Below are 19,334 nucleotides of genomic sequence, written 5' to 3'. Positions count from 1 at the left end.
GACGTCATGGACCTGGAAGTACTTGATCAGGAAGAAAAATACCGGCTGGCCATTCACGCGCTGCGGCAGCAGCGCCATACCGAGGCGCTGCTGCTGCTGAAGCGGGCCGACCCGACCCAGGCCAGCGATCCGCAACGGTTGTACCTGCTCGGCGTGCTGTATGCGGACATCGGCCTGCCGGAGCGCGCCGTTGCGCATCTGGCACTGGCGATTGATGTCGATCCCCTGCTGGCCACGGCCCGTTTCCAGCTTGGCCTGCTGCTGATGACCCTGGGCCGGACGGCACAGGCCGTCGAGGTCTGGCAGCAGCTGGACCTGCTCGATGCCGCCGCCCCCCTGCGCCTGTTCCGGGACGCGCTGCAGCACCTGCTGGCTGACGAGCTGGCCCCCTGCCGGCGTCTGCTTGCCCTCGGCATCGATGCCAACCGCGACAACCCGGCACTGAATGACGATATGCGCCGCCTGCTGGCACAGCTGGATGACATGCCGGCAGACAACGGCGCCGCCAGTTCGGTTTTCCGGCATGTCCATGCCGGACCGGGCTGAGCGCATGGATGACGCCGGCCGCCGTCTGGACCGCGTGCTCGTCTGGCTGCAGGCCGATCCGGCACACGCCGGCCTGCAGCAGGAAGCGGCCGATCTGTGCTATCGGCTCGGACGATTCGACGACGCGCGACACTGGCTGACGCAGCAGGCGCGGTCGGCACCGCTGTCGCCCGCCGCCCGGTCGCTGGACGGCTTGCTGCTGCTGCGCTGTGGTGATGCGGCGGCGGCGATTGCGATATTTCAGGCGCTGCTGGCGCAAGGTATCGCCACGCCCGAACTGCATGGCAATCTCGGCTGGGCGCTGGCGCTGGCCGGGCGTTTCGATGAAGCCGGGGAACACGCATTGCGCGCCGTCGAGGGTGGCATCGCCGGCGCCGGCCCGCTGCATGTGCGCATCCTCCACCACCAGGCGCGGCTCGATGAGGCGATCCGCGCGGCTGAGGACGCACTGGCGCACGATCCGGCGCAGCTGCCGCATTACGGCATCCTGGCCACGCTGTATCTGGACCGGGACGAACCGGGCACCGCGACCGCCTTTGCCCGCAAGGTCCGGGCACAGGCACCGGACGATGCCGATGCCAATACCGTGCTCGGCGTGGCCGCGCTGCTCGGGCAATGCCTCGACGAGGCCGACCGGTTTTTCCGTCACGCCCTGCACCATCAGCCGCACAGCGGACGCGCCCGGGCCGGGCGCGGGCTGGTCGGCATGCTGGACGGGCATCTCGAAACGGCGGAAGACCATTTCCGGCTGGCGGTGGCCGACATGCCGGCTCATGCCGGTATCTGGCACGGCCTGGCATGGTGCCAGTTGCTGACCGGGCGGACCGGGCAGGCACACGCGTCCTTGCAGGCCGCACTGGCGCTCGACCGGACGCTGGCCGACACCCATGGCGGGCTGGCGGTACTGGCAGCCCTGTCCGGCCGCCCCGACGAGGCCGGTGCATGCATCAGGCGCGCGCTGGGACTGGATCCGGGCTGCCTGTCCGCCCTGCTCGCCCGCGGCCTGCTGCTACGCCAGTCCGGTCATGCCGCGGCGGCACAGCAGCAGCTGGACGGGCTGATGAACCAGCCCTTGCTGCCGGACGGCACGACGCTGCAGCAGGCACTGGCCACGCATGTGCTCAACACCCGGCCCCGTCGCCACGCGGCGCCGCGCCGGCGATGAGTCCGCGCAGGAACACCATCAGTACGCAGTCGCCCGGTCCGTCCGGCGCCGACAGCCGCTGCAGGGCCAGTCCATGCGCCAGCGCCATGAATCCCGCGGCCAGTGCAGCCGGCTCGGCCGGGAGCTGGCGGCCCAGCCCGTGGAACAGCCGGGTCAGCAGCTGGCCCAGCGCGTGACGGTGGGCCTCCCACACGCCGAGGAAGGCAACGGCAAAAGCCGGACTGCGCTGGGCATGCAGTTGCAGTTCGATCGACAGCATGGCCCAGTCGGTTTCGCGGTCCAGTTCGGCCGCCCACAGTTCAAGTCCGGCCAGCATCGCGTCGGCAGCGTCGCCGCTCTGGTCGAGAACGGCGGACAGCTGTGCCGCCTCGTCTTCCATGTAGCGCCGCAGCAGTTCCAGCAGGATGTCTTCCTTGCCGGAAAAGTTCGAGTAGAACGCGCCCTGCGAAAAGCCGGCCCGTTCGGCGATATCCCGGATCGACGTCCCGCCAAAACCATGCGACACAAGCAGTTGCCGTGCCGCCTCGATCAGGCGTTCACGCGTTCTGGCCTGGCTTTCCGCACGGCTGGACCGACTGGAGGGGGTTTGCTGGGTCAACGCACGGTATCCGGTCTGTTAAGTTTCGGCCGCAATTATACGGTAGCGATCTGCCGGCGCCCAGTTTCTGTCATTCATTTCAAATTTCAATTGAAATCCAAAATAAAACTGCGCATACTGAATTTCACTTGAAATCCGAAAAAGGTTTTTCACATCATGCCGCTGCAAACCGTCTTCGTGACCGGCGCCACCGGACTGCTTGGCAACCATCTTGTCCGCGCACTGGCCGGGCGGGGCGTACAGGTCAGGGCACTGGTCCGCTCGCGCGACAGGGGCGAGCGCCAGCTGGGCGACCTGTCCGGTGTCGAGCTGGTGACCGGCGACATGGAAGATGTCGCGGCCTTTGCGCCGGCACTGCATGGTTGCGATGCGGTTTTTCATACCGCCGCCTTCTTTCGCGACAATTACAAGGGAGGGCAGCATCGCGATGCCCTGCGCCGCATCAATGTCGATGGCACGGCCAGGCTGATCGACCACGCCTGGCAGGCCGGCGTGCGCCGTTTCGTCCATACCTCGTCGATCGCGGTCCTGAACGGGGAACCCGGCACGCTGATCGACGAAACCCGGCTCCGCCACGCGGCCGATGCCGATGACTACTACCTGAGCAAGATGCAGTCCGACGAGGTGGTGCTGGCCTTTGTCCGTGAGCATCCGGACATGAACGCCAGCCTGGTGCTGCCGGGCTGGATGTGGGGGCCGGCCGATATCGGGCCGACCTCGTCCGGGCAACTGCTGCTCGATACTGTGCGCGGCAGGCTGCCGGGGCTGGTTCCCGGCAGCTTCTCGGTGGTCGATGCCCGCGATGTCGCACAGGCGATGATTGCCGCAGCGACACATGGCCGGCCGGGCGAGCGCTATCTGGCAGCCGGCCGGCACATGACCATGCGTGAACTGGTCCCGCTGATCGGCCGGATTGCCGCCGTGCCCACGCCGACGCGCTCGCTACCGCTAGCGCTGCTGTACGTGCTGTCGCTGGGCTACGAGCTGTATACCCGCCTCAGTGGCAAGCCGGTGCTGCTCAGTCTGGCGACGTGCCGGCTGATGGCGCGTGAAGCGGAGCGCTCCCGCTTCGACCCGGCCAAGAGCGAACGCGAGCTGGGGCTGCACTTCCGGCCGCTGGCCGAGACCATGGCCGACACGCTGGCCTGGTATCGCGGCCATGGCTGGCTGGACGCACCGGCCGGTGCCTGACCGACGGTCAGACCGGGGCGGCAACCAGCCCGTCGACCATGACCATCGCCTGCCCGTGCGAGCAGGCCTCGACCCGGCCCTGCACGCCGTAGACCTCCGCCAGAATGGCCGGTGTCACCACGGCGGCCGGCACCCCGTCGGCAACCAGCCGACCGGCCTGCAGCACCAGTACATGATCGGTATGCCGCAACGCAACATTGATGTCGTGCAGCACCACCACCGTGACCATGCCCCGGCGCCGGGTTTCCTGGCGCAGCAGTTCCATCACGTGGAACTGGTGATTCAGGTCGAGCGCGGACAGCGGTTCGTCGAGCAGCAGGATGGCCGGCTCGCGCACCAGTGCCTGGGCAATGCCGACCAGCTGGCGCTGGCCACCGGACAACTGGTCGAGAAAACACAGTGCCAGATGGGCGATGCCGAGCCGCTCCAGCAGGGCCAGCACATCCTGCTCCCGCCCCGACTGGCCGAGGCCGGTCGCGGTTGCCTGGCGGGCAACCAGCACCGATTCGAGCACGCGCAGCCGTACGGCAGGCGGCAGGGTCTGCGGCAGGTAGGCGACCTGGCGCGACGGGCCGTTCTGCCGGCGCAGCGCATGGCCGTCAAATTCGATCCGGCCATCGGCACTGGCCAGCCCGGCCACGGCCTTCAGCAGCGTCGACTTGCCGCTGCCGTTCGGCCCCAGCAGTGCCGTGACCTTGCCGGCCTCGATGCGCGGGGCGTTCAGGTCGTGGATCACTTCGCGCCTTCCGTAGCGGACGTGGAGCTGATGCAGGGACAACGACGGCATTACGACAACCTCCCCTGGCGGAATACGATGGCAATAAAGAACGGGATGCCGACCAGCGCAGTCACGATGCCGACCGGGATGATGGTGCCGGGAATCAGGCTGCGCGAGGCCAGCGAGGCCAGCGACAGGATCACGGCGCCGATCAGCGCGCTGGATGGCAGGTAGAAGCGATGGTCCTCACCGACCAGGCGGCGGGCGATATGCGGCGCCACCAGACCGACAAAGCCGATGGTGCCGACAAAGGACACTGTCAGCGCGGTCAGCAGACTGGCGCGGATCAGGGCATTGCGCCGCAGGCGGCGCACATTGATGCCGAAGCTGGCGGCACGATCCTCGCCCAGTCGCAGCGCGGTCAGCCGCCATGCATTGCTGACCGACAGCGGCAGCACGATGGCCACCAGCGCGAACAGCGCAGCGACCTTGGGCCAGGTCGCGCGCGACAGACTGCCCATGGTCCACAGCACCAGCCCCTGCAGCGCATCGGCGTCGGCAATGTATTTCATCATCGAGGTCAGTGCCTCGAAGCTGAACATCAGCGCAATGCCGAACAGCACCACGCCGGACGTGCTCATGCCGCCGACCCGGGTCACGGTATCGATCAGCCATACCGCCAGCAGGCAGACCAGAAACGCATTGACTGCCACGCTCCAGCCCCCCGGCACACCGGGCAGACTGAGGTCAACCACCAGCGCCAGTGCAGCGCCGAATGCCGCCGCCTGCTGCAGGCCGAGCGTGAACGGGCTGGCCAGCGGATTGTTAAGCACGGTCTGCATTTCCGCACCGGCCAGCCCCAGCGCCAGCCCGGCCGCCACCGCGATCAGCGCATACGGCAGCCGGATGTCCCAGACGATAACTGCCGTGGCCGGATCGGCCGCCTCGCGCTGCAGCAGGGTCTGCCACAGCTCGGCCAGTGTCAGCCCGGACGGCCCGATGGTGAAGTCGAGCAGCAGTGAGCCGACGATGATGGCCGCCAGCAACAGCAGTACCAGCAACCGTTTTGACAGCAGTTGCCGGTAGCCGCCGACAATGTCGTCAGCCGTCGTGCCCAGCGCCAGTTCCGGCGCACTCACGGCCGCCCCCCGACCCAATAGGTGCCTTGCGGCTCAATGGCAAGGAATTCCTTGTGCATCCTGACCCACGACGCCTGCGGGTCCAGCCGGGCGAAGCGGGCCGGATGCAGCCATTTGGCAATCTGCTGGATCAGCACGACGTGGTACGGCGTGTTGTAGAAATGGTGCCAGGCACCGTAGGTATTGCCGTTGCGTACCGCCGCCAGCGCACCGACATGGCCGCGCCGGGCCATGCGCTGCAGCGATTCGCGCGCCATGGCCGGGGAGACGTCCGCGCCGAACTTGAGCCCGGTGCGCGCATCGGGCGCGCCGGCGCCGGTGGCGATATAGACCGACGGGTTCATCGCCAGCACCTTTTCCATATTGACTTCACCGAGCGCGATCGGCAGCAGCGTGTCGCCGATATTGCGCCCGCCGGCAGCATCGACCATCTCGCCGAGGCTGCCCTTGCCGGCCGAGGCCACGTGATCGAACGCACCGGCACGCACATCGAGGAACACCGTGGGCCGCTTTGCGGCGGGAATGGCACTGACCGGTCCGGTCACGGCACGCAACTGCTCCTGATAGAAGCGGATAAAGCGTTCGGCGGTGGCTTCGCGCTGCAGCGCCTTGCCCATGATCCGCAGGCTGGGAATGGTGTTTTCCATCGGCTTGATGCGGAAGTCGACAAAGATCACCGGCACCCGCGCCGCTTCGAGCTGCTTGACGATCGGGTTGTCGAGGCTGGGCCCGTGGCCGGCAATCGAGAACACGGCGATATCCGGTTTCAGCGTCAGCACTATTTCGGCGCTGACCGATTCTTCATTGGTCTTGCCGATCAGCGGGATGCGGTCGATGGCCGGAAACTTTGCCTTGTACTGGGCGTAGGTCTGCGGATCGAGATAGCGGAAGTCACCCTGCCAGCCGGCAATGCGCGCCAGCGGCTGCTTGCCTTCCAGCAGCGCAAACGCATAGAACAGCCGGCCTTCGCCAAGCAGGATGCGCTCGACTTTGGCCGGCACCTCGACCCGACGGCCGGCGATGTCGGTCACGACTGCCGCCTGCGCCGCCATGCCCATCCACCCCATGACCAGTCCCAGCGCCAGCTTGCGACCGGCGGCGAACCACCCTCCTCCAACTTCAGACATGCCTTTTCCTTGCAACAAACTAATGAATCTCCGGTCCGCCGGCCAGCAACGGTCGGCGGCAATCTGTCACGGCGCCGGTTGCCAGACCGGCGACAGCAGCGTCGTGCTGCGCGTGACCAGTTCGACGTGCGAGCCGATCACGTCCTGCAGCCGCGCCAGCCCGGCGTCGTCGCCGGCCTCGCAGTGCAGCTCCATCGCGTCTGCGGTGGCCGCCAGCCGGCAGACACCGAACGGAAAGCGGATTTCGCCGTGCCGCTCGTCGAACTCGACCGGGATCTTGCGGGCGAAATGCTTGCACAGCTTGAACAGATGCCGGCTTGCATCCGGCGTGGTCAGAATGGCGGTCGATGTGCGCACGGAAACCTCTCTTTCAATGGAAAACGGCAACGCCGAAAGGGCACGGGGCCCTTTCGTTCGTCACTGCCCGGCGCATTCAGTCCGGGTCAGAAATGGGCATTCAGCTTCACCCAGTAACGGCGACCCTCATCGACCATCCAGTTGCCGTCCAGGCCCTGGTTGCGGCCGCGCGGGTCGATGTCGACAATCTTGTCGGTCAGGTTCAGCACGGCGGCGGTCACGGTAAAGGTCTTGTTGATCACGTACGAACCGCCAAGGTCGAAGGTGGTCGATGCCGGACGCTCGCGCACGCCGGTGGCGCCGTTGCGGAAGGCCGCCCAGTACTGTTTGCCGTAGTAGCTGGCGCGGGCATAGGCCGACACCTTGTCGGTCGGGGTCCAGTCGAGCTGCAGATTGGCCATGTCGCGCGGCGTCTTGTCCAGCGGGCGGCCGTCGAGCGAGCTGCCGTTGTAGGCCGGCTCGCCGCCGCCCTCGCGCTTCGAGTCGGTGTAGGTGTAGTTGCCGGACAGCTTCCACTGCTTGTTCAACTGCTGCGAGGCACTGAGCTCGACCCCGCGGATATTGACCTTGGCGATGTTGTCGTACACGTAGATGCTGCGGCCGCTGGCGCGCGGATCGGGCACGCCGGTGTCATAGCTGACCACCTTGTTCCGGAAATCGTTGTTGAACACGGTGAAGCTGGCACTGCTGCCGTCGGCGTCGTAGCGGATGCCGATTTCCTCGGTCGTGCTTTCTTCCGGATCGAGGTCCGGGTTCCCGCACAGGGTGCCCTGCTTCTGGCTGCCGCCGCCGCTGGTCATGCAGTAGCCGGCCGTCGACTGGCGCAGGGTCGGCGCCTTGAAGCCCTTGGCCACACCGCCGCGCAGCGTGACTGCCGGCGTCAGCGCATAGACCGCATACAGGCGCGGCGTCACGTGCGAGCCGTAGCGTTCGTCATGGTCGAGCCGCGCGCCGGCAGTCAGCGTCAGGGCGTCGGTGGCATGGAAGGCGTCTTCGGCGAACAGCGCCCAGGTATTGATGCTGACCGAGTCGGCATTGACCGGATAGCCCTTGATCGACGCTTCGCCGGCAATGTCCTCGACTTTCTGCGACCCGTACTGGGCGCCGAGCTTCAGCATGTTGCGGCTGAATGGCAGCGTCAGCAGGGCATCCAGCGTGGTATTGGTGGTTTTTGGTTCCGATGCGCTCTTGCTGCCGCCGGTCCAGGTTTCCTGCTTGCCGATTTCCTGGTACAGCGCCAGCGTCGAATTCGCCCAGCCCCAGCGGCCGTTGTGGGTAATGGCCCAGTTGTCGCGCGTATGCCGGGTTTTCAGGTCGGCGGCGTTGTCAGCCAGCGTCCGGCCGGCCGTGCGTTCGTAGGTCAGCGCATTGTGGCCGGCCTCGAAGGTCAGGTCCTGGTCGGCGCTCGGCGTGACCGTCAGTTTGGCGGTCAGGCTGCCGTCGCGGGTGCCCTTGGCGCCGCCGGTGCTGTTGCCCGGATAGAACACATGGTCTTCCGCCCGGTCGCTGTAATTGCCGTACACCTGGAAGCCGACCAGGCCGTCGCTGACCGGCCCGCCAAGCCAGAAGTCGCCCTGGCCGGTATCACCGTAGCGCGAGTGCTCCTGGAAGATGCCGCCCAGATTGACCGAACCGTGCCACTGCGCCGGCACCTTGCGGGTGATGATGTTGATCACGCCGCCCATCGCATCCGAACCGTACAGCGACGACATCGGCCCGCGCACCACTTCGATGCGCTCGATGGCTTCCAGCGGCGGGATCATGCTCGGCTGTACGCCGCCGGTACCGCGGTTCATGGTCTCGCGGGTGTTCTGCCGCTTGCCGTCGACCATGATCAGCGTGTATTCGCCGGACATGCCGCGGATCGAGATGTCCTGCTCGCCGCTTTCGCCGACGATGCTGACCCCTTCCAGATGGCGGACGGCGTCCTTCAGGTCGGTGAACGGCTGGCTTTCCAGATCCTGGCGCGTGAGCACCGAGATGCTGGCCGGTGCTTCCTTGATTTTCTGTTCGTAGCCGGCGGCCGTGACCACCACGTCGGGCAGGGCCACGGCGGCGTCACTGGCCGGTTGCGCGGCCAGCGCGCCGGAGGCGTACAGGCTGCCGAGGGTGCCGGCGATGATCGCCAGGCGCATGGCCGGTCGGCGTGCCGGCAGCGGGATGATTTGTCTGGTATGAGCCATGGGAACTCCGTTATCTACGTCAACACTGGCTGCGGGGCCGTGTCCTGGCGGATGCAATGGAGACCCTGATCGTGAAGCGCAGGCATTATTGCATGGCAACAGACGATTGAGAATCATTTGCATCTCGTTTTGTCGGCGCCTAGTATTCCATACCGTTTTTCAGACTGCCTTTGCGCAAACAAGTAAGACCTTTGCGCAAGACAATCCCGCTTCATCGCCGCCTGCCGGCCATGGACAATCCGGGCCCGGCCTTCCCGCCGTGCCCTGCCCACCGGAATTACTGCATGACATCTTCCGAGACGACGCCGCGACTGGTCAGCGGCTCGCAAATCATTCGCCTGTCCGGACTGGTCGGCTCCGGCTACCGCTTCAACCAGCCGGGGCTGGCTGCCGACGTACCGGTGCTGGCCGGCGACTTTCGCGTTGCCCGGCTGCGGCCGGGTCTGGTCGCGCACTGCACCCAGGTCGAGAACCTGCACAGCATGACCAGTCAGGTGCTGCTGGAGCCGGGGCTGAAATTCTCCCTGCTGCTGGATGGCCAGGCCGATGTCGCCTTCGGCCATCGCCGCTTCCAGTTCGGCCCGCACCGCGACGGTCGCGGCCGGCTGCGGCACGAATGCACGCTGCTGTCGCTGGCCGAACCCGATCTGTTCGTGCGCCGCGCCCGGCGCGGCGGCAGCGAACGCAAGGTCAGCCTGACCCTGTCGCCACAATGGCTGGCCCAGGCCGGGGTCGACAGCGACGACGTCATCCGCACCTTCTGCCGCGAACACCTGTCGGTCCGCAGCTGGGTGCCATCAGCCTCGCTGATTGCGCTGGCCACGCAGATGCTGTGCCCCCCGCCCGGCAGCACGCTGATGCAGAACCTGTATCTGGAAAGCCGCGCCATTGATCTGGTCGCCGAAGCACTGGCCGTGCTCGGGCAGCCGCTGCCGGCCGCCCCCGGGCGGCTGCGGCCGCGCGAGTACGCCCGACTGCTCGATCTGGCCGACTATCTCGACCAGCATCTGGACGATGCGCTGTCACTGGACGCCATCGCCCGCGAGGCCGGGCTGAACGTGACCAGCCTGCAGCGACAATTCCGCGCGGCCTTCGGCTGCACCGTGTTCGGCTATCTGCGTCAGCGCAAGCTGCTTGCCGCCCGCACCGCGCTGGAGAAACACGGCGTCAGCGTCGGCGAGGCCGCCCATCTGGCCGGCTACAGCAGTGCTGCCAACTTCGCCACCGCGTACAAGCGCGCGTTCGGCATGCCCCCGAAACTGTCCCGGACCCGGATCTGATGCCCCGCCTCCCGCTGCTGCTGACTGCCTGCCTGTTTGCCATCCTGCCCGCTGCCATCGTCAACGCCGGTGACGTCACGCTGCCGGGCACGACCCGCTTCGATCTCGCCGCCAGGCCGGACGGCGGCGCGTACCGCATCTTCGTGGTCCGCCCGGACCGCCCGGCGCCGGCGGCCGGCTACCCGGTGCTGTACCTGCTCGATGCCAATGCAGTCATCGGCACCGCCGCCGACGCCCTCCGTGCCCGGCAGGATCTCGAACCGGCGGTCATCGTCGGCATCGGCTACCCGACCGATCAGCCGTTCGACATTCCACGCCGCTTCCATGATTTCACCCCGCCGACCGCTGCCGCCAATCTGCCGGCGCAGATCGCACCAGGCCAGCGCACCGGCGGCCAGACCGCGCTGCTGGACTTTATCGAGCAGCAGCTGAAGCCGCGCATCGAGCGTGAGCTGCCGATCGATCGCCGCCGGCAGACGCTTTTCGGCCATTCGCTCGGCGGCCTGTTTGCGCTGCATGTGCTGTTTACCCGGCCACAGGCTTTCCAGTCCTATGTGGCGGCCAGCCCGTCGATCTGGTGGAACCGCGAATCGATCCTGGCCGAGGAAGCGGCCCGGCCAGTCATCAGCGACGGGCCGGTCAGGCTGCTGCTGACGGTCGGGGCCAGGGAGACCCGCAATCGCATGCGTGACAATACCGCCGCCATGGCCGCCCGGCTGGGCGCCAGCCGCGATATCGAGGTCAGCTTTGCCCTGCTCGATCAGGCCGGTCACGGGGCGTCGCTGCCGCTGTCCCTGCTGCGAGGGCTCGATACGGTACTGTCGCCGCTGCCGCGCGGGCTGCTGGAAGCGCCGGCATCCGGTCAGTGACCCGACCCCGTTTTATGCACTAGCGACACAAAGCGTTGACATTGGCATTGAATTGGCGCGCAAAGACAATCCATTGTCGTCCGATGACAATAAAGCGCTTTCTTCCTCACAGTAGACTCGGCCTCACAGTACCGGCCCGCCCCGCCACGGCGCCCGCCAGGCGAGAGGCCGGTCACTGCCCTGGAGATTCTGCATGAAACGCCTGTGCCGCTCGCTATTCGCACAAGTCCTGGTCGCCCTGGTCGCCGGCATCCTGATTGGCGTGTTCTATCCGGATTTCGCCATCAGCCTGCATCCGCTTGGCGAAGGTTTCATCAAGCTGATCCGCATGCTGGTCGGGCTGGTGGTGTTCGCCGTGGTCGTTTCCGGCATCGCCAATGCCGGCGAGCTGAAAAAGGTCGGCAAGGTCGGACTGACCGCCATCGTCTACTTCGAGCTGGTCACCACGCTGGCGCTGGCGCTGGGGATTGCCCTCGCCTACCTGCTGCAGCCCGGTCACGGCATGAATGTCGACGTCAGCGCGCTGAATGCCGGCGTCGCCGGACAGTATCTGCAATCTGCCCATCAGGTCACCGACAGCGGTTCGGTGGCCTTCCTGATGAAGATCATCCCCGACAGCGTCTTTTCCGCCTTTGCCCGCAACGATGTGCTGCAGATCCTGCTGATCGCGATCCTGTTCGGCTGTTCGCTGTCGCTGATGGGGGAAAAGGGCCGCAATCTGACTGCGCTGGTCGACTCCTTCTCGACCCTGCTGTTCGGAGTCATGGGCTTCATCATCAAGCTGGCGCCGCTCGGCGTGCTCGGTTCGGTGGCCTTTACCGTCGGCGAATACGGCTATGCGTCGCTGCTGCAGCTCGGCTATCTGGTCGGCACCTTCTATCTTGCCGTGACCCTGTTCATCCTGGTGGTGCTCGGCACCATCCTGCGCATCGCCGGCTTCAGCATCGTGCAGCTGATCCGCTATCTGCGCGAGGAAATCCTGGTGGTGCTCGGCACGGCGTCGTCGGACTGCGTGCTGCCGCAGGTGATGTGCAAGCTGGAGCGGCTGGGCATCAGCAAGCCGGTAGTCGGGCTGGTGATTCCGACCGGCTACTCGTTCAATCTGGATGCGTTCTCGATCTATCTGACCCTGGCCGCCGTGTTTATCGCCCAGGCGACCAATACCCCGCTGTCGCTGACCGATCTGCTCGGCATTCTGCTGATTGCGCTGGTGACATCCAAGGGCGCCCACGGCATTCCCGGCTCGGCCATCGTCATTCTGTCGGCCACGCTGGCGTCGCATCCGTCGATTCCGGCGGTCGGTCTGGTGCTGGTGCTGTCGGTCGACTGGTTTATCGGCATCGGCCGCGCCGCCGGCAACCTGATCGGCAACTGCGTCGCCACCGTGGTCGTCGCGGTCTGGAGCAAGGCCATCGATCATCAGCGCGCCCATGAGGTATTGAGTCGCCCGGCCGCGCCGGTCGACCAGCAACACTGCTAGAGCCCGAGCCCGCCCGCTCTCCGGCCAGCCACAAGATACCGTCCCATGGAGAGCCCCACCATGCTGCAGTCCCTGCGTAGCAAACTGATCGCCACCATCAGCCTGTCGATTGCCATTCCGGCCATTATCCTGACGCTTGCCGCCTACCAGCGCATGCGTGCGGAACTGCTCGAAAGCGTGTCACTGCAATCCGATATTGCCAGTAGCTCGTATGCGAAGAATGTCGACGACTGGCTGGCCGAAAAGCTGAGCCTGATCGACGCGACCGCGCCGGGCGTGGCGACCGGTGACCCGACCCCGATCCTCGAGGTGACCGGGCGGGCGCGGGACGTCAACTTCGCCTTCCTGGGGCTGGCGGACAAGCGCTATCTGGCATCGCGGCCGCAGAACCTGCCTGCCGATTACAACCCGACCGGACGCCCGTGGTACAAGCAGGCGACTGACGCCGCCACCCGCCCGATCGTTACCCCGCCGTATCCGGACGCCGGCACCGGCAAGCCGATGGTGTCATTCGCGCGCCGGGTGCTGCACGGCGATGCGCAGATCGGCGTGGTCGGGCTGGCGGTATACATGGATGGGCTGGTCAAGAGCCTGCTGGGTGCCAAGCTTGCCTATGACGGCTATGCGATGGTGGTCGACCATGACGGCAAGGTACTGATCCACGCCAGCGAGGCCCTGCTCGGCAAACCCCTGCAGGAACTGGCGCCCGAACTCGACGCCGCGCGCCTGGCCGAGGCGGCCAGGTCGCAGGCCATGCTGCAGACCACGGTCGGCGGGGACCAGGAATTCATCTCGGTGCGCCGCATCGACAGCAGCGGCTGGTATCTGGTCGTGGCCATGGACAAGGACCTGGCCCTGGCGCCGCTGGACAAGCTGCTGATGTTCTCGCTGGTGCTGATCGCGGTCCTGCTGCTGGTGCTGCTGCCGCTGGGCACGCTGATGGTCAGTCGCATGCTGGCCGGGCTGATCCGCATCCGCGATGCCATGACCGCCATTGCCTCCGGCGGCGCGGACCTGTCCCGTCGCATCGACGTGGCCGGCCGCGACGAGATCGCCCAGACCGCACAGGCCTTCAACCAGTTCCAGGGTACCCTGCGCGAGCTGTTCGTGTCGGTGCAGCAGGAAGCCGCCAGTCTGACCGATGGCGTCGGCGCCCTGTCCGGCCTGTCGACCCGCATGGCGGCCGAGTCGAGCGAGCTGGCCAACCACAGCGGCAGCAATGCCGCGACCATCGAACAGCTGACGGTCAGCATTTCCCACATTGCCGACTATGCCGGCGATACCAGCGGCAAGGTCGAGGCGACAGGCAAGCTGTCGCTCGAAGGCGCGCAGAGCATCAAGAAGCTGTCGGCGGAAATGAGCCAGTCCGCGTCCATCGTCCGTGACCTGTCGTCGCTGTTCGGCGAGGTCAGGCAGCATGCCGACAATATCGGCGGCATCATTCAGGTGATCAAGGAAATCGCCGACCAGACCAATCTGCTGGCGCTGAACGCCGCGATCGAGGCCGCCCGTGCCGGTGAACAGGGGCGCGGCTTTGCCGTGGTGGCCGACGAAGTCAGAAAGCTGGCGGAGCGGACTGGCCAGGCCACAACCGAGATCTCGCAGATGATCGACGGCATGCGCAGCGCGACCGGCAGCGCCAGCGACAATATGGAGCGGACGCTGAACTCGGTGGAGTCCGGACTGGCGCTGACCACCACCACCGCCAGCGACATGGACCGCATCCAGGCGGAAATGGACGAGGTGGTGCGCAATATGCACGAGATCGCCCATTCAACCAGCGAGCAGTTCCAGGCCGCCACGCTGATGTCGCAGAACACCGAACGCGTCACGCAGCAGGTCCGTTCCAGCGATGAAGCGCTGCAGTCGGTCTCGGTCCATCTGCTCGAACTGACCCGGCTGGCGGACAATATCCGCGCGCTGTTCAAGCAGTTCCGGCTGTAGGCAAACGAGAATCGTGCTGCGGGCGCAGCACGATTCTTTATTCCATAACGATATTAATAGCGCAAAATCGCTTCCATGCAGTACTAAACAATCCTCCCTACCATGGCCGCTTTCCCGTCAGCACAGGAGCCGGCCATGCCCCGTTTTGTTGCCCGCCTTTTCGTCCTCTTCGCCGCTGCGCTGATGCTGTCCGTCAGCGCCCAAGCCGACGACTCCGTCATCCGCATCGGCTACCAGAAATTCAACACCCTCAATATTCTCAAGGGCACCGGCAATCTCGAACGCGCGCTGAAGCCGCTCGGCATCCAGGTCAAATGGCATGAGTTCGCCGCCGGCCCGCAACTGCTGGAAGCGCTGAATGCCCGGGCGATCGATTTCGGCCACGCGGCCGACGCGCCAACCGTGTTCGCCCAGGTCGCCGGCATCGATCTGGTGTACCTCGCGGCAGAGCACCCGTACCCGAAGGGCATCGCCCTGCTGGTACCGGCCGACTCGCCAATCCGCTCGGTCAGGGAGCTGAAGGGACAGAAAATCGCCATCGGCCGCGGCTGGAATGTGCAGTATCTGCTGGTACGCGCCCTGGAGCAGGCCGGCCTGCGCTACGAAGACATCCAGCCGGTGTATGCGACCAATGCCGCCGATGCGCGGGCCGCGTTCGAGTCCGGACAGGTCCAGGCCATCGGCCTGTGGGACCCGTATCTGGCCGGCCAGCAACTGTCCAGCAAGGTGCGCGTGCTGCGTGACGGCAGCGGCCTGTCCAGCAACCGGACGTTCTATGTCGCCTCGCGCAGCTATGCCGGCAGCCACAAGGAGGTGTTGCGCCGGGTGTTTGCCGAGCTGAAAAAATCGGAGCAGTGGGCGCAGCAGCATCCGCAGGCGGTCGCCGATCTGCTCGCGCCCCAGCTGGGGGTCGACGCCAGGGTGCTGAAGCTGGCCACCGAACGCCGCGACTACCAGGTGCAGCCGGTCGATGCCCGCATCGTGCAGGAACAGCAGCAACTGGCCGACACCTTCAACCAGCTTGGCCTGACCCCGCGCAAGATCCGCGTCCAGGACGCGGTGTTCACCGAGTCGCTGCTGTGACGGGCATCCCGCCCGGGTCCTTCCGGTTTCCGTGGTTCACTCCGGGGTCGGGTCGAGCACGGCAGCCCCGTACATCCTGCACCGCGATGCCGGAATGTGGCTGGCACTGAAGCCGGCCAGCACGCTGGCCGCCGGTGACGCGCTACAGCCGGGTCACGCGCCCGGTTCGAAGCCGATCGACGCCGAGTTGATGCAGTAGCGCTCGCCGGTCGGCTCGGGGCCGTCAGGGAACACGTGGCCGAGATGCGCATCGCAGCGGGCGCAGCGAACCTCGATGCGCACCATGCCGTGGCTGGTATCGCGCAACCGCACGATGCTGCCGGGCACGGCCTCGGCCCAGAAGCTCGGCCAGCCGCAGCCGGCATCGAACTTGGTCGACGAGTCGAACAGCGTCGCCCCGCAGCAGATGCAGCTGTAGCGGCCGTCCTTGTTGTGGAAATAGTGCTCGCCGGTGAACGGCCGCTCGGTCCCGCCCTCGCGGGCGACCCGGTACTGTTCCGGTGTCAGCTGTTCCCGCCATTCGGCAGCGGACTTGACGATCCTGTCGCTCATGCGTGTCTCCCGCGGCGTCACCGGCCCGGCGTGCCGCTCAGATGTGGTAGCTGGACTTCTTCAGCAACTGCGAAGTCAGGTGCATCAGGGTCTTGACCGGTGCCGGCATCGGCGCTGCCCCCAGGTTGTGCGCGGTTTCGGCGTGGCGGGCCTCATCGTCACGCATCTGCGCAACCACGGCGCGGCTCTTCGCATCGTCGGCCGGCAGCGTCTGCAGATGCTCGTCCAGGTGTGCGGCGACCTGGATTTCGGTTTCTTCCAGGAAGGCCAGATTCCAGCGATCACCCAGCGCGCCGGCGGCAACGCCCATCGCCAGCGACCCGACATACCAGACCGGATTGAGCACGCTCTTGCGGCCGCCGAGGTCGGCAATGCGCCGCTCGGTCCAGGCCAGGTGCTCGGTTTCTTCCCAGGCCGCCTGCTTCAGCGAATCGCGGGTGGCCGGATCGCGCGCGGTCAGCGCCTGCCCCTGGTACAGCGCCTGGGCGCACACCTCGCCGCAATGGTTGACCCGCATCAGCCCGAGGGCGTGACGACGCTCGGCGTCGGACAACCCGGCCTCGGCCACGTCCTGGTCCGGGTGCGGTCTCAGGCTGGAAGCCGACGCGAACACGGTGCGCAGGCCCTTGTCGAATTCAACGATCAGCGTGTCAAGCATGGTTCCCGTCCCTGTGAAAGTCAGTCGCAGATTATAGCGGCATGGCGGGTGCGATCGTTATAATCGGCAAGTTTCACTGTGCGGTGACCTGTCCCGCCTGATTCCCCTTACCCCAATGAAGGAGCTTTCATGAATCTCGACCGCATCCCGGCCGGCAAGGACGTGCCGAACGATTTCAACGTCGTTATCGAAATCTCGGCCAATGCCGCGCCGATCAAGTTCGAATTCGACAAGGAATCGAACGCCCTGTTCGTCGACCGTTTCATGGGCACGTCGATGATGTACCCGGCCAACTACGGCTTTGTGCCGCAAACGCTGTCCGAAGATGGCGATCCGGTCGATGTGCTGGTAGTCACCCCGTTCGTGCTGCAACCGGGCGTGGTCGTGCGCTGCCGCGCACTGGGCGTGCTGAAGATGGAAGACGAATCGGGCGTCGATGCCAAGGTCGTTGCCGTGCCGGTCGAAAAGCTGTGCCCGATGTACAAGGACATCCAGAAACTGGAAGACCTGCCGCAACTGCTGCGTGACCAGATGGTGCACTTCTTCGAGCACTACAAGGATCTGGAAAAGGGCAAGTGGGTCAAGATTACCGGCTGGGCCGATATCGCAGCCGCCAAGCAGGAACTGCTTGATGGCGTGAAGCGCTACACCGCCTGAGTTTCCGACCGGCGTCGCCATGACGCCGTGTCACGGGCCGCCCCGCTCCGGTGGCGGCCCGGCATGCCAGCCTCCCGCGTTCCGTCCGTCAGCCGCAATGGCTTCGATACCGGCTGAACGCCTATACCAGATTATTGCCGCGCCAGCGTCTCCATGGCGGCAATCCGATCCTGCCATATCCCCAATTCACTGGATTATCTCGCCCCACGGAGGTCTCCCTCCATGTTCTCCGAGCCTGTCTCAGTCGCCCCGCCGACCCTGCCCACCGTCCACGACGCCCTTCCCGGCCTCGGTCACGGCAACGGGCCCACCGTCTCCGCCGGCATGGTCTCGTTCGACATCCCGCTGTCACTCCCCGTCGCCCGCGAATCCGCCCCCGCCCTGACCCTCGGCTACAGCGCCGGCGCCGGCAACGGCCCCTGCGGCAATGGCTGGCTGCTCGCCCTGCCCGCCATCCAGCGCCGCACCCGCCTCGGCGTCCCCCAGTACAACGACGACGACGTGTTTGTCGGCCCCGATGGCGAACCGCTGGTTCCACAGCTGGATGCTGACGGCAAGGTGGTGGTGCAAACCGGCGTCACCCGCTGTGTCGGCTCCACCCTGCCGCTGTCGTATACCGTCACCCCTTACTCCTCGCGCACCCAGACCGATTATTCCCGCTACCAATACTGGCAATCCGGGACCAGCGCTTTCTGGTTATGGTTCGAGTGCAACGGCGTCATCCACTGCCTTGGTTACACCGCGCAGATCAGCGATCCGGCCAGTCCCGGCCATATCGCCCGCTGGCTGATCGAGGAATCGCTGTTCCCGAATGGCGAACACGTGCTGTACCGCTATGTGGCCGAGGACAGCACCGGCATCAGTGACAGCCGCGACCAGACCGCCCAGCGCTATCCCGACCGCATCGACTACGCCAACCTGACCGCCTCGGCCACCTTCTACCTGTTCGGCACCCTGCCCGACGATGCCGGCTGGCTGCGCACGCTCAAATTCGACTACGGCCAGCGCCCGGCCGACGACCAGCCACCACCAACCTGGGACACGACCGGGGTCTGGACCTGCCGCCCCGATGCCTTCTCCGACTACCGCTTCGGCTTCGAGCTGCGCAGCCACCGGCTGTGCCGGCAGTTGCTGGCCTTCGGCCGCGACCCCGCCAGCCCGGCCACACCGACCCTGCTGTCCTGCCTGTCGTTCAGCTACGACAGTTCGGCCTTCGGCTCCGCACTGACTGCACTGCGCCGCCGCGCCTACGAGGCCGACGGCAGCCTGCTCGATCTGCCCGCGACCCGGTTCAGCTACTCTTCCTCCTCCCCGGCTGTCGATGGCCAGTACCAGCCGCTGGCCGACTGGCCTGAGCCGCCGGGCTACCAGCTGGTCGACCTGTACGGCGACGGCCTGCCCGGGCTGCTGTACCAGCAGGCCGGCGCCTGGCTGTACCGCGCCCCGCAGCGGGTGACCGGCGCGGACCCGGACGGCATCAGCTACGGCCAGGCCACCGCCCTGCCGCAGGCGCCCAAGGCCGTGCCGGGCGCCCGCCAGCTGCTGCTCGACATGACCGGCGACGGCCGGCTGGACTGGGTCAGCATCCAGCCCGGGCTGGCCGGCTTCTTTGCCCTGAACGACGACCACAGCTGGCGCGGCTTTACCCCGTTCAGCGCGTTTCCGGCCGAGTTCCTGCAGTCCGGCGCGCAACTGGCCAATCTGGTCGGCGACGGCCGGCTCGATCTGGTGCTGATCGGCCCGAACGGGGTGCGGCTGTACGCCAATACCGGCAGCGGCTTCGCCGC

General features: G+C 66.3%; 18 protein-coding genes. 10 read left to right on the top strand and 8 right to left on the bottom strand.

What is annotated here, in order from left to right; all coding sequences use genetic code 11:
* Positions 1-6: 6 nt before the first annotated feature.
* Both ACYVG8_RS07305 and ACYVG8_RS07300 read left to right on the top strand, forming a co-directional pair.
* A complete protein-coding gene (locus ACYVG8_RS07305; protein ID WP_028500313.1) occupies positions 7-546 on the top strand; it encodes a tetratricopeptide repeat protein in 540 nt (179 codons plus the stop codon).
* The gene (locus ACYVG8_RS07300; RefSeq protein ID WP_460745289.1) at positions 530-1,711 is read left to right on the top strand and encodes a tetratricopeptide repeat protein; all 1,182 of its coding nucleotides are present in this window, start codon (positions 530-532) and stop codon (positions 1,709-1,711) included. The genes ACYVG8_RS07305 and ACYVG8_RS07300 overlap by 17 nt, the downstream gene beginning before the upstream one ends.
* Here the strand turns inward: ACYVG8_RS07300 and ACYVG8_RS07295 are convergent.
* On the bottom strand, positions 1,668-2,309 hold the full coding sequence (locus ACYVG8_RS07295) for a TetR/AcrR family transcriptional regulator (protein ID WP_112692967.1): 642 nt from the start codon (positions 2,307-2,309) through the stop codon (positions 1,668-1,670). The two genes, ACYVG8_RS07300 and ACYVG8_RS07295, sit on opposite strands and share 44 nt — an antisense overlap.
* A gap of 156 nt (positions 2,310-2,465) precedes the next feature.
* On the opposite strand from ACYVG8_RS07295, the gene ACYVG8_RS07290 reads away from it, so the two are divergent.
* Positions 2,466-3,500, top strand: coding sequence for an SDR family oxidoreductase (locus ACYVG8_RS07290; RefSeq protein WP_460745288.1), 1,035 nt, complete (start codon positions 2,466-2,468; stop codon positions 3,498-3,500).
* Between the two features lie 7 nt (positions 3,501-3,507).
* Here ACYVG8_RS07290 and ACYVG8_RS07285 read toward each other — a convergent pair whose 3' ends face one another.
* The 5 genes from ACYVG8_RS07285 to ACYVG8_RS07265 form a co-directional block, all read right to left on the bottom strand.
* Positions 3,508-4,287, bottom strand: a complete 780-nt coding sequence (locus tag ACYVG8_RS07285) for an ABC transporter ATP-binding protein (RefSeq protein WP_107889780.1) — start codon at positions 4,285-4,287, stop codon at positions 3,508-3,510.
* Positions 4,287-5,357 carry a FecCD family ABC transporter permease gene (locus tag ACYVG8_RS07280; RefSeq protein WP_233495304.1) on the bottom strand — a complete coding sequence of 357 codons (1,071 nt, stop codon included), beginning with the start codon at positions 5,355-5,357 and terminating at the stop codon, positions 4,287-4,289. Before ACYVG8_RS07280 ends, ACYVG8_RS07285 begins: the two co-directional genes overlap by 1 nt.
* Positions 5,354-6,484, bottom strand: a complete 1,131-nt coding sequence (locus ACYVG8_RS07275) for an ABC transporter substrate-binding protein (protein ID WP_460745287.1) — start codon at positions 6,482-6,484, stop codon at positions 5,354-5,356. The genes ACYVG8_RS07280 and ACYVG8_RS07275 overlap by 4 nt, the downstream gene beginning before the upstream one ends.
* 66 nt (positions 6,485-6,550) lie before the next feature.
* Positions 6,551-6,841 carry a DUF2218 domain-containing protein gene (locus tag ACYVG8_RS07270; protein WP_112692970.1) on the bottom strand — a complete coding sequence of 97 codons (291 nt, stop codon included), beginning with the start codon at positions 6,839-6,841 and terminating at the stop codon, positions 6,551-6,553.
* 86 nt (positions 6,842-6,927) lie between these two features.
* Positions 6,928-9,024 carry a TonB-dependent receptor domain-containing protein gene (locus tag ACYVG8_RS07265; RefSeq protein WP_051529049.1) on the bottom strand — a complete coding sequence of 699 codons (2,097 nt, stop codon included), beginning with the start codon at positions 9,022-9,024 and terminating at the stop codon, positions 6,928-6,930.
* Positions 9,025-9,308: 284 nt separating this feature from the next.
* Between ACYVG8_RS07265 and ACYVG8_RS07260 the strand changes: the two genes are divergently transcribed.
* From ACYVG8_RS07260 to ACYVG8_RS07240, 5 genes are all read left to right on the top strand, one after another.
* Positions 9,309-10,304 (top strand): helix-turn-helix transcriptional regulator, encoded by a 996-nt coding sequence (locus ACYVG8_RS07260; protein WP_460745286.1) that lies wholly within the window; start codon positions 9,309-9,311, stop codon positions 10,302-10,304.
* Positions 10,304-11,173: an alpha/beta hydrolase gene (locus tag ACYVG8_RS07255; protein ID WP_107889777.1), complete on the top strand. Its 870-nt coding sequence runs from the start codon at positions 10,304-10,306 to the stop codon at positions 11,171-11,173. Before ACYVG8_RS07260 ends, ACYVG8_RS07255 begins: the two co-directional genes overlap by 1 nt.
* Positions 11,174-11,366: 193 nt before the next feature.
* The gene (gene dctA / locus ACYVG8_RS07250) at positions 11,367-12,653 is read left to right on the top strand and encodes a C4-dicarboxylate transporter DctA (RefSeq protein ID WP_107889776.1); all 1,287 of its coding nucleotides are present in this window, start codon (positions 11,367-11,369) and stop codon (positions 12,651-12,653) included.
* Positions 12,654-12,713: 60 nt separating this feature from the next.
* Positions 12,714-14,597 carry a methyl-accepting chemotaxis protein gene (locus ACYVG8_RS07245; protein WP_460745285.1) on the top strand — a complete coding sequence of 628 codons (1,884 nt, stop codon included), beginning with the start codon at positions 12,714-12,716 and terminating at the stop codon, positions 14,595-14,597.
* 135 nt (positions 14,598-14,732) lie between these two features.
* Positions 14,733-15,680 carry an aliphatic sulfonate ABC transporter substrate-binding protein gene (locus ACYVG8_RS07240; protein ID WP_460745284.1) on the top strand — a complete coding sequence of 316 codons (948 nt, stop codon included), beginning with the start codon at positions 14,733-14,735 and terminating at the stop codon, positions 15,678-15,680.
* Positions 15,681-15,833: 153 nt separating this feature from the next.
* Here the strand turns inward: ACYVG8_RS07240 and msrB are convergent, their stop codons facing one another.
* Positions 15,834-16,232, bottom strand: coding sequence for a peptide-methionine (R)-S-oxide reductase MsrB (gene msrB / locus ACYVG8_RS07235; RefSeq protein ID WP_028500325.1), 399 nt, complete (start codon positions 16,230-16,232; stop codon positions 15,834-15,836).
* A 37-nt stretch (positions 16,233-16,269) separates the two neighbouring features.
* Entirely contained in the window at positions 16,270-16,890 is a 621-nt protein-coding gene (gene coq7 / locus ACYVG8_RS07230; protein ID WP_028500326.1) for a 2-polyprenyl-3-methyl-6-methoxy-1,4-benzoquinone monooxygenase, read from the bottom strand.
* A 129-nt stretch (positions 16,891-17,019) separates the two neighbouring features.
* Here coq7 and ppa point away from each other — a divergent pair, with 129 nt between their 5' ends.
* Both ppa and ACYVG8_RS07220 read left to right on the top strand, forming a co-directional pair.
* Positions 17,020-17,547 carry an inorganic diphosphatase gene (ppa, locus tag ACYVG8_RS07225; RefSeq protein WP_028500327.1) on the top strand — a complete coding sequence of 176 codons (528 nt, stop codon included), beginning with the start codon at positions 17,020-17,022 and terminating at the stop codon, positions 17,545-17,547.
* A gap of 222 nt (positions 17,548-17,769) precedes the next feature.
* Positions 17,770-19,334, top strand: a 1,565-nt coding sequence (locus ACYVG8_RS07220; RefSeq protein ID WP_460745283.1) for a SpvB/TcaC N-terminal domain-containing protein, incomplete at its 3' end; no start/stop codon positions are given.

Source organism: Microvirgula curvata (genome assembly GCF_054781615.1).
This window is presented reverse-complemented; position numbering and strand designations above follow the sequence as displayed.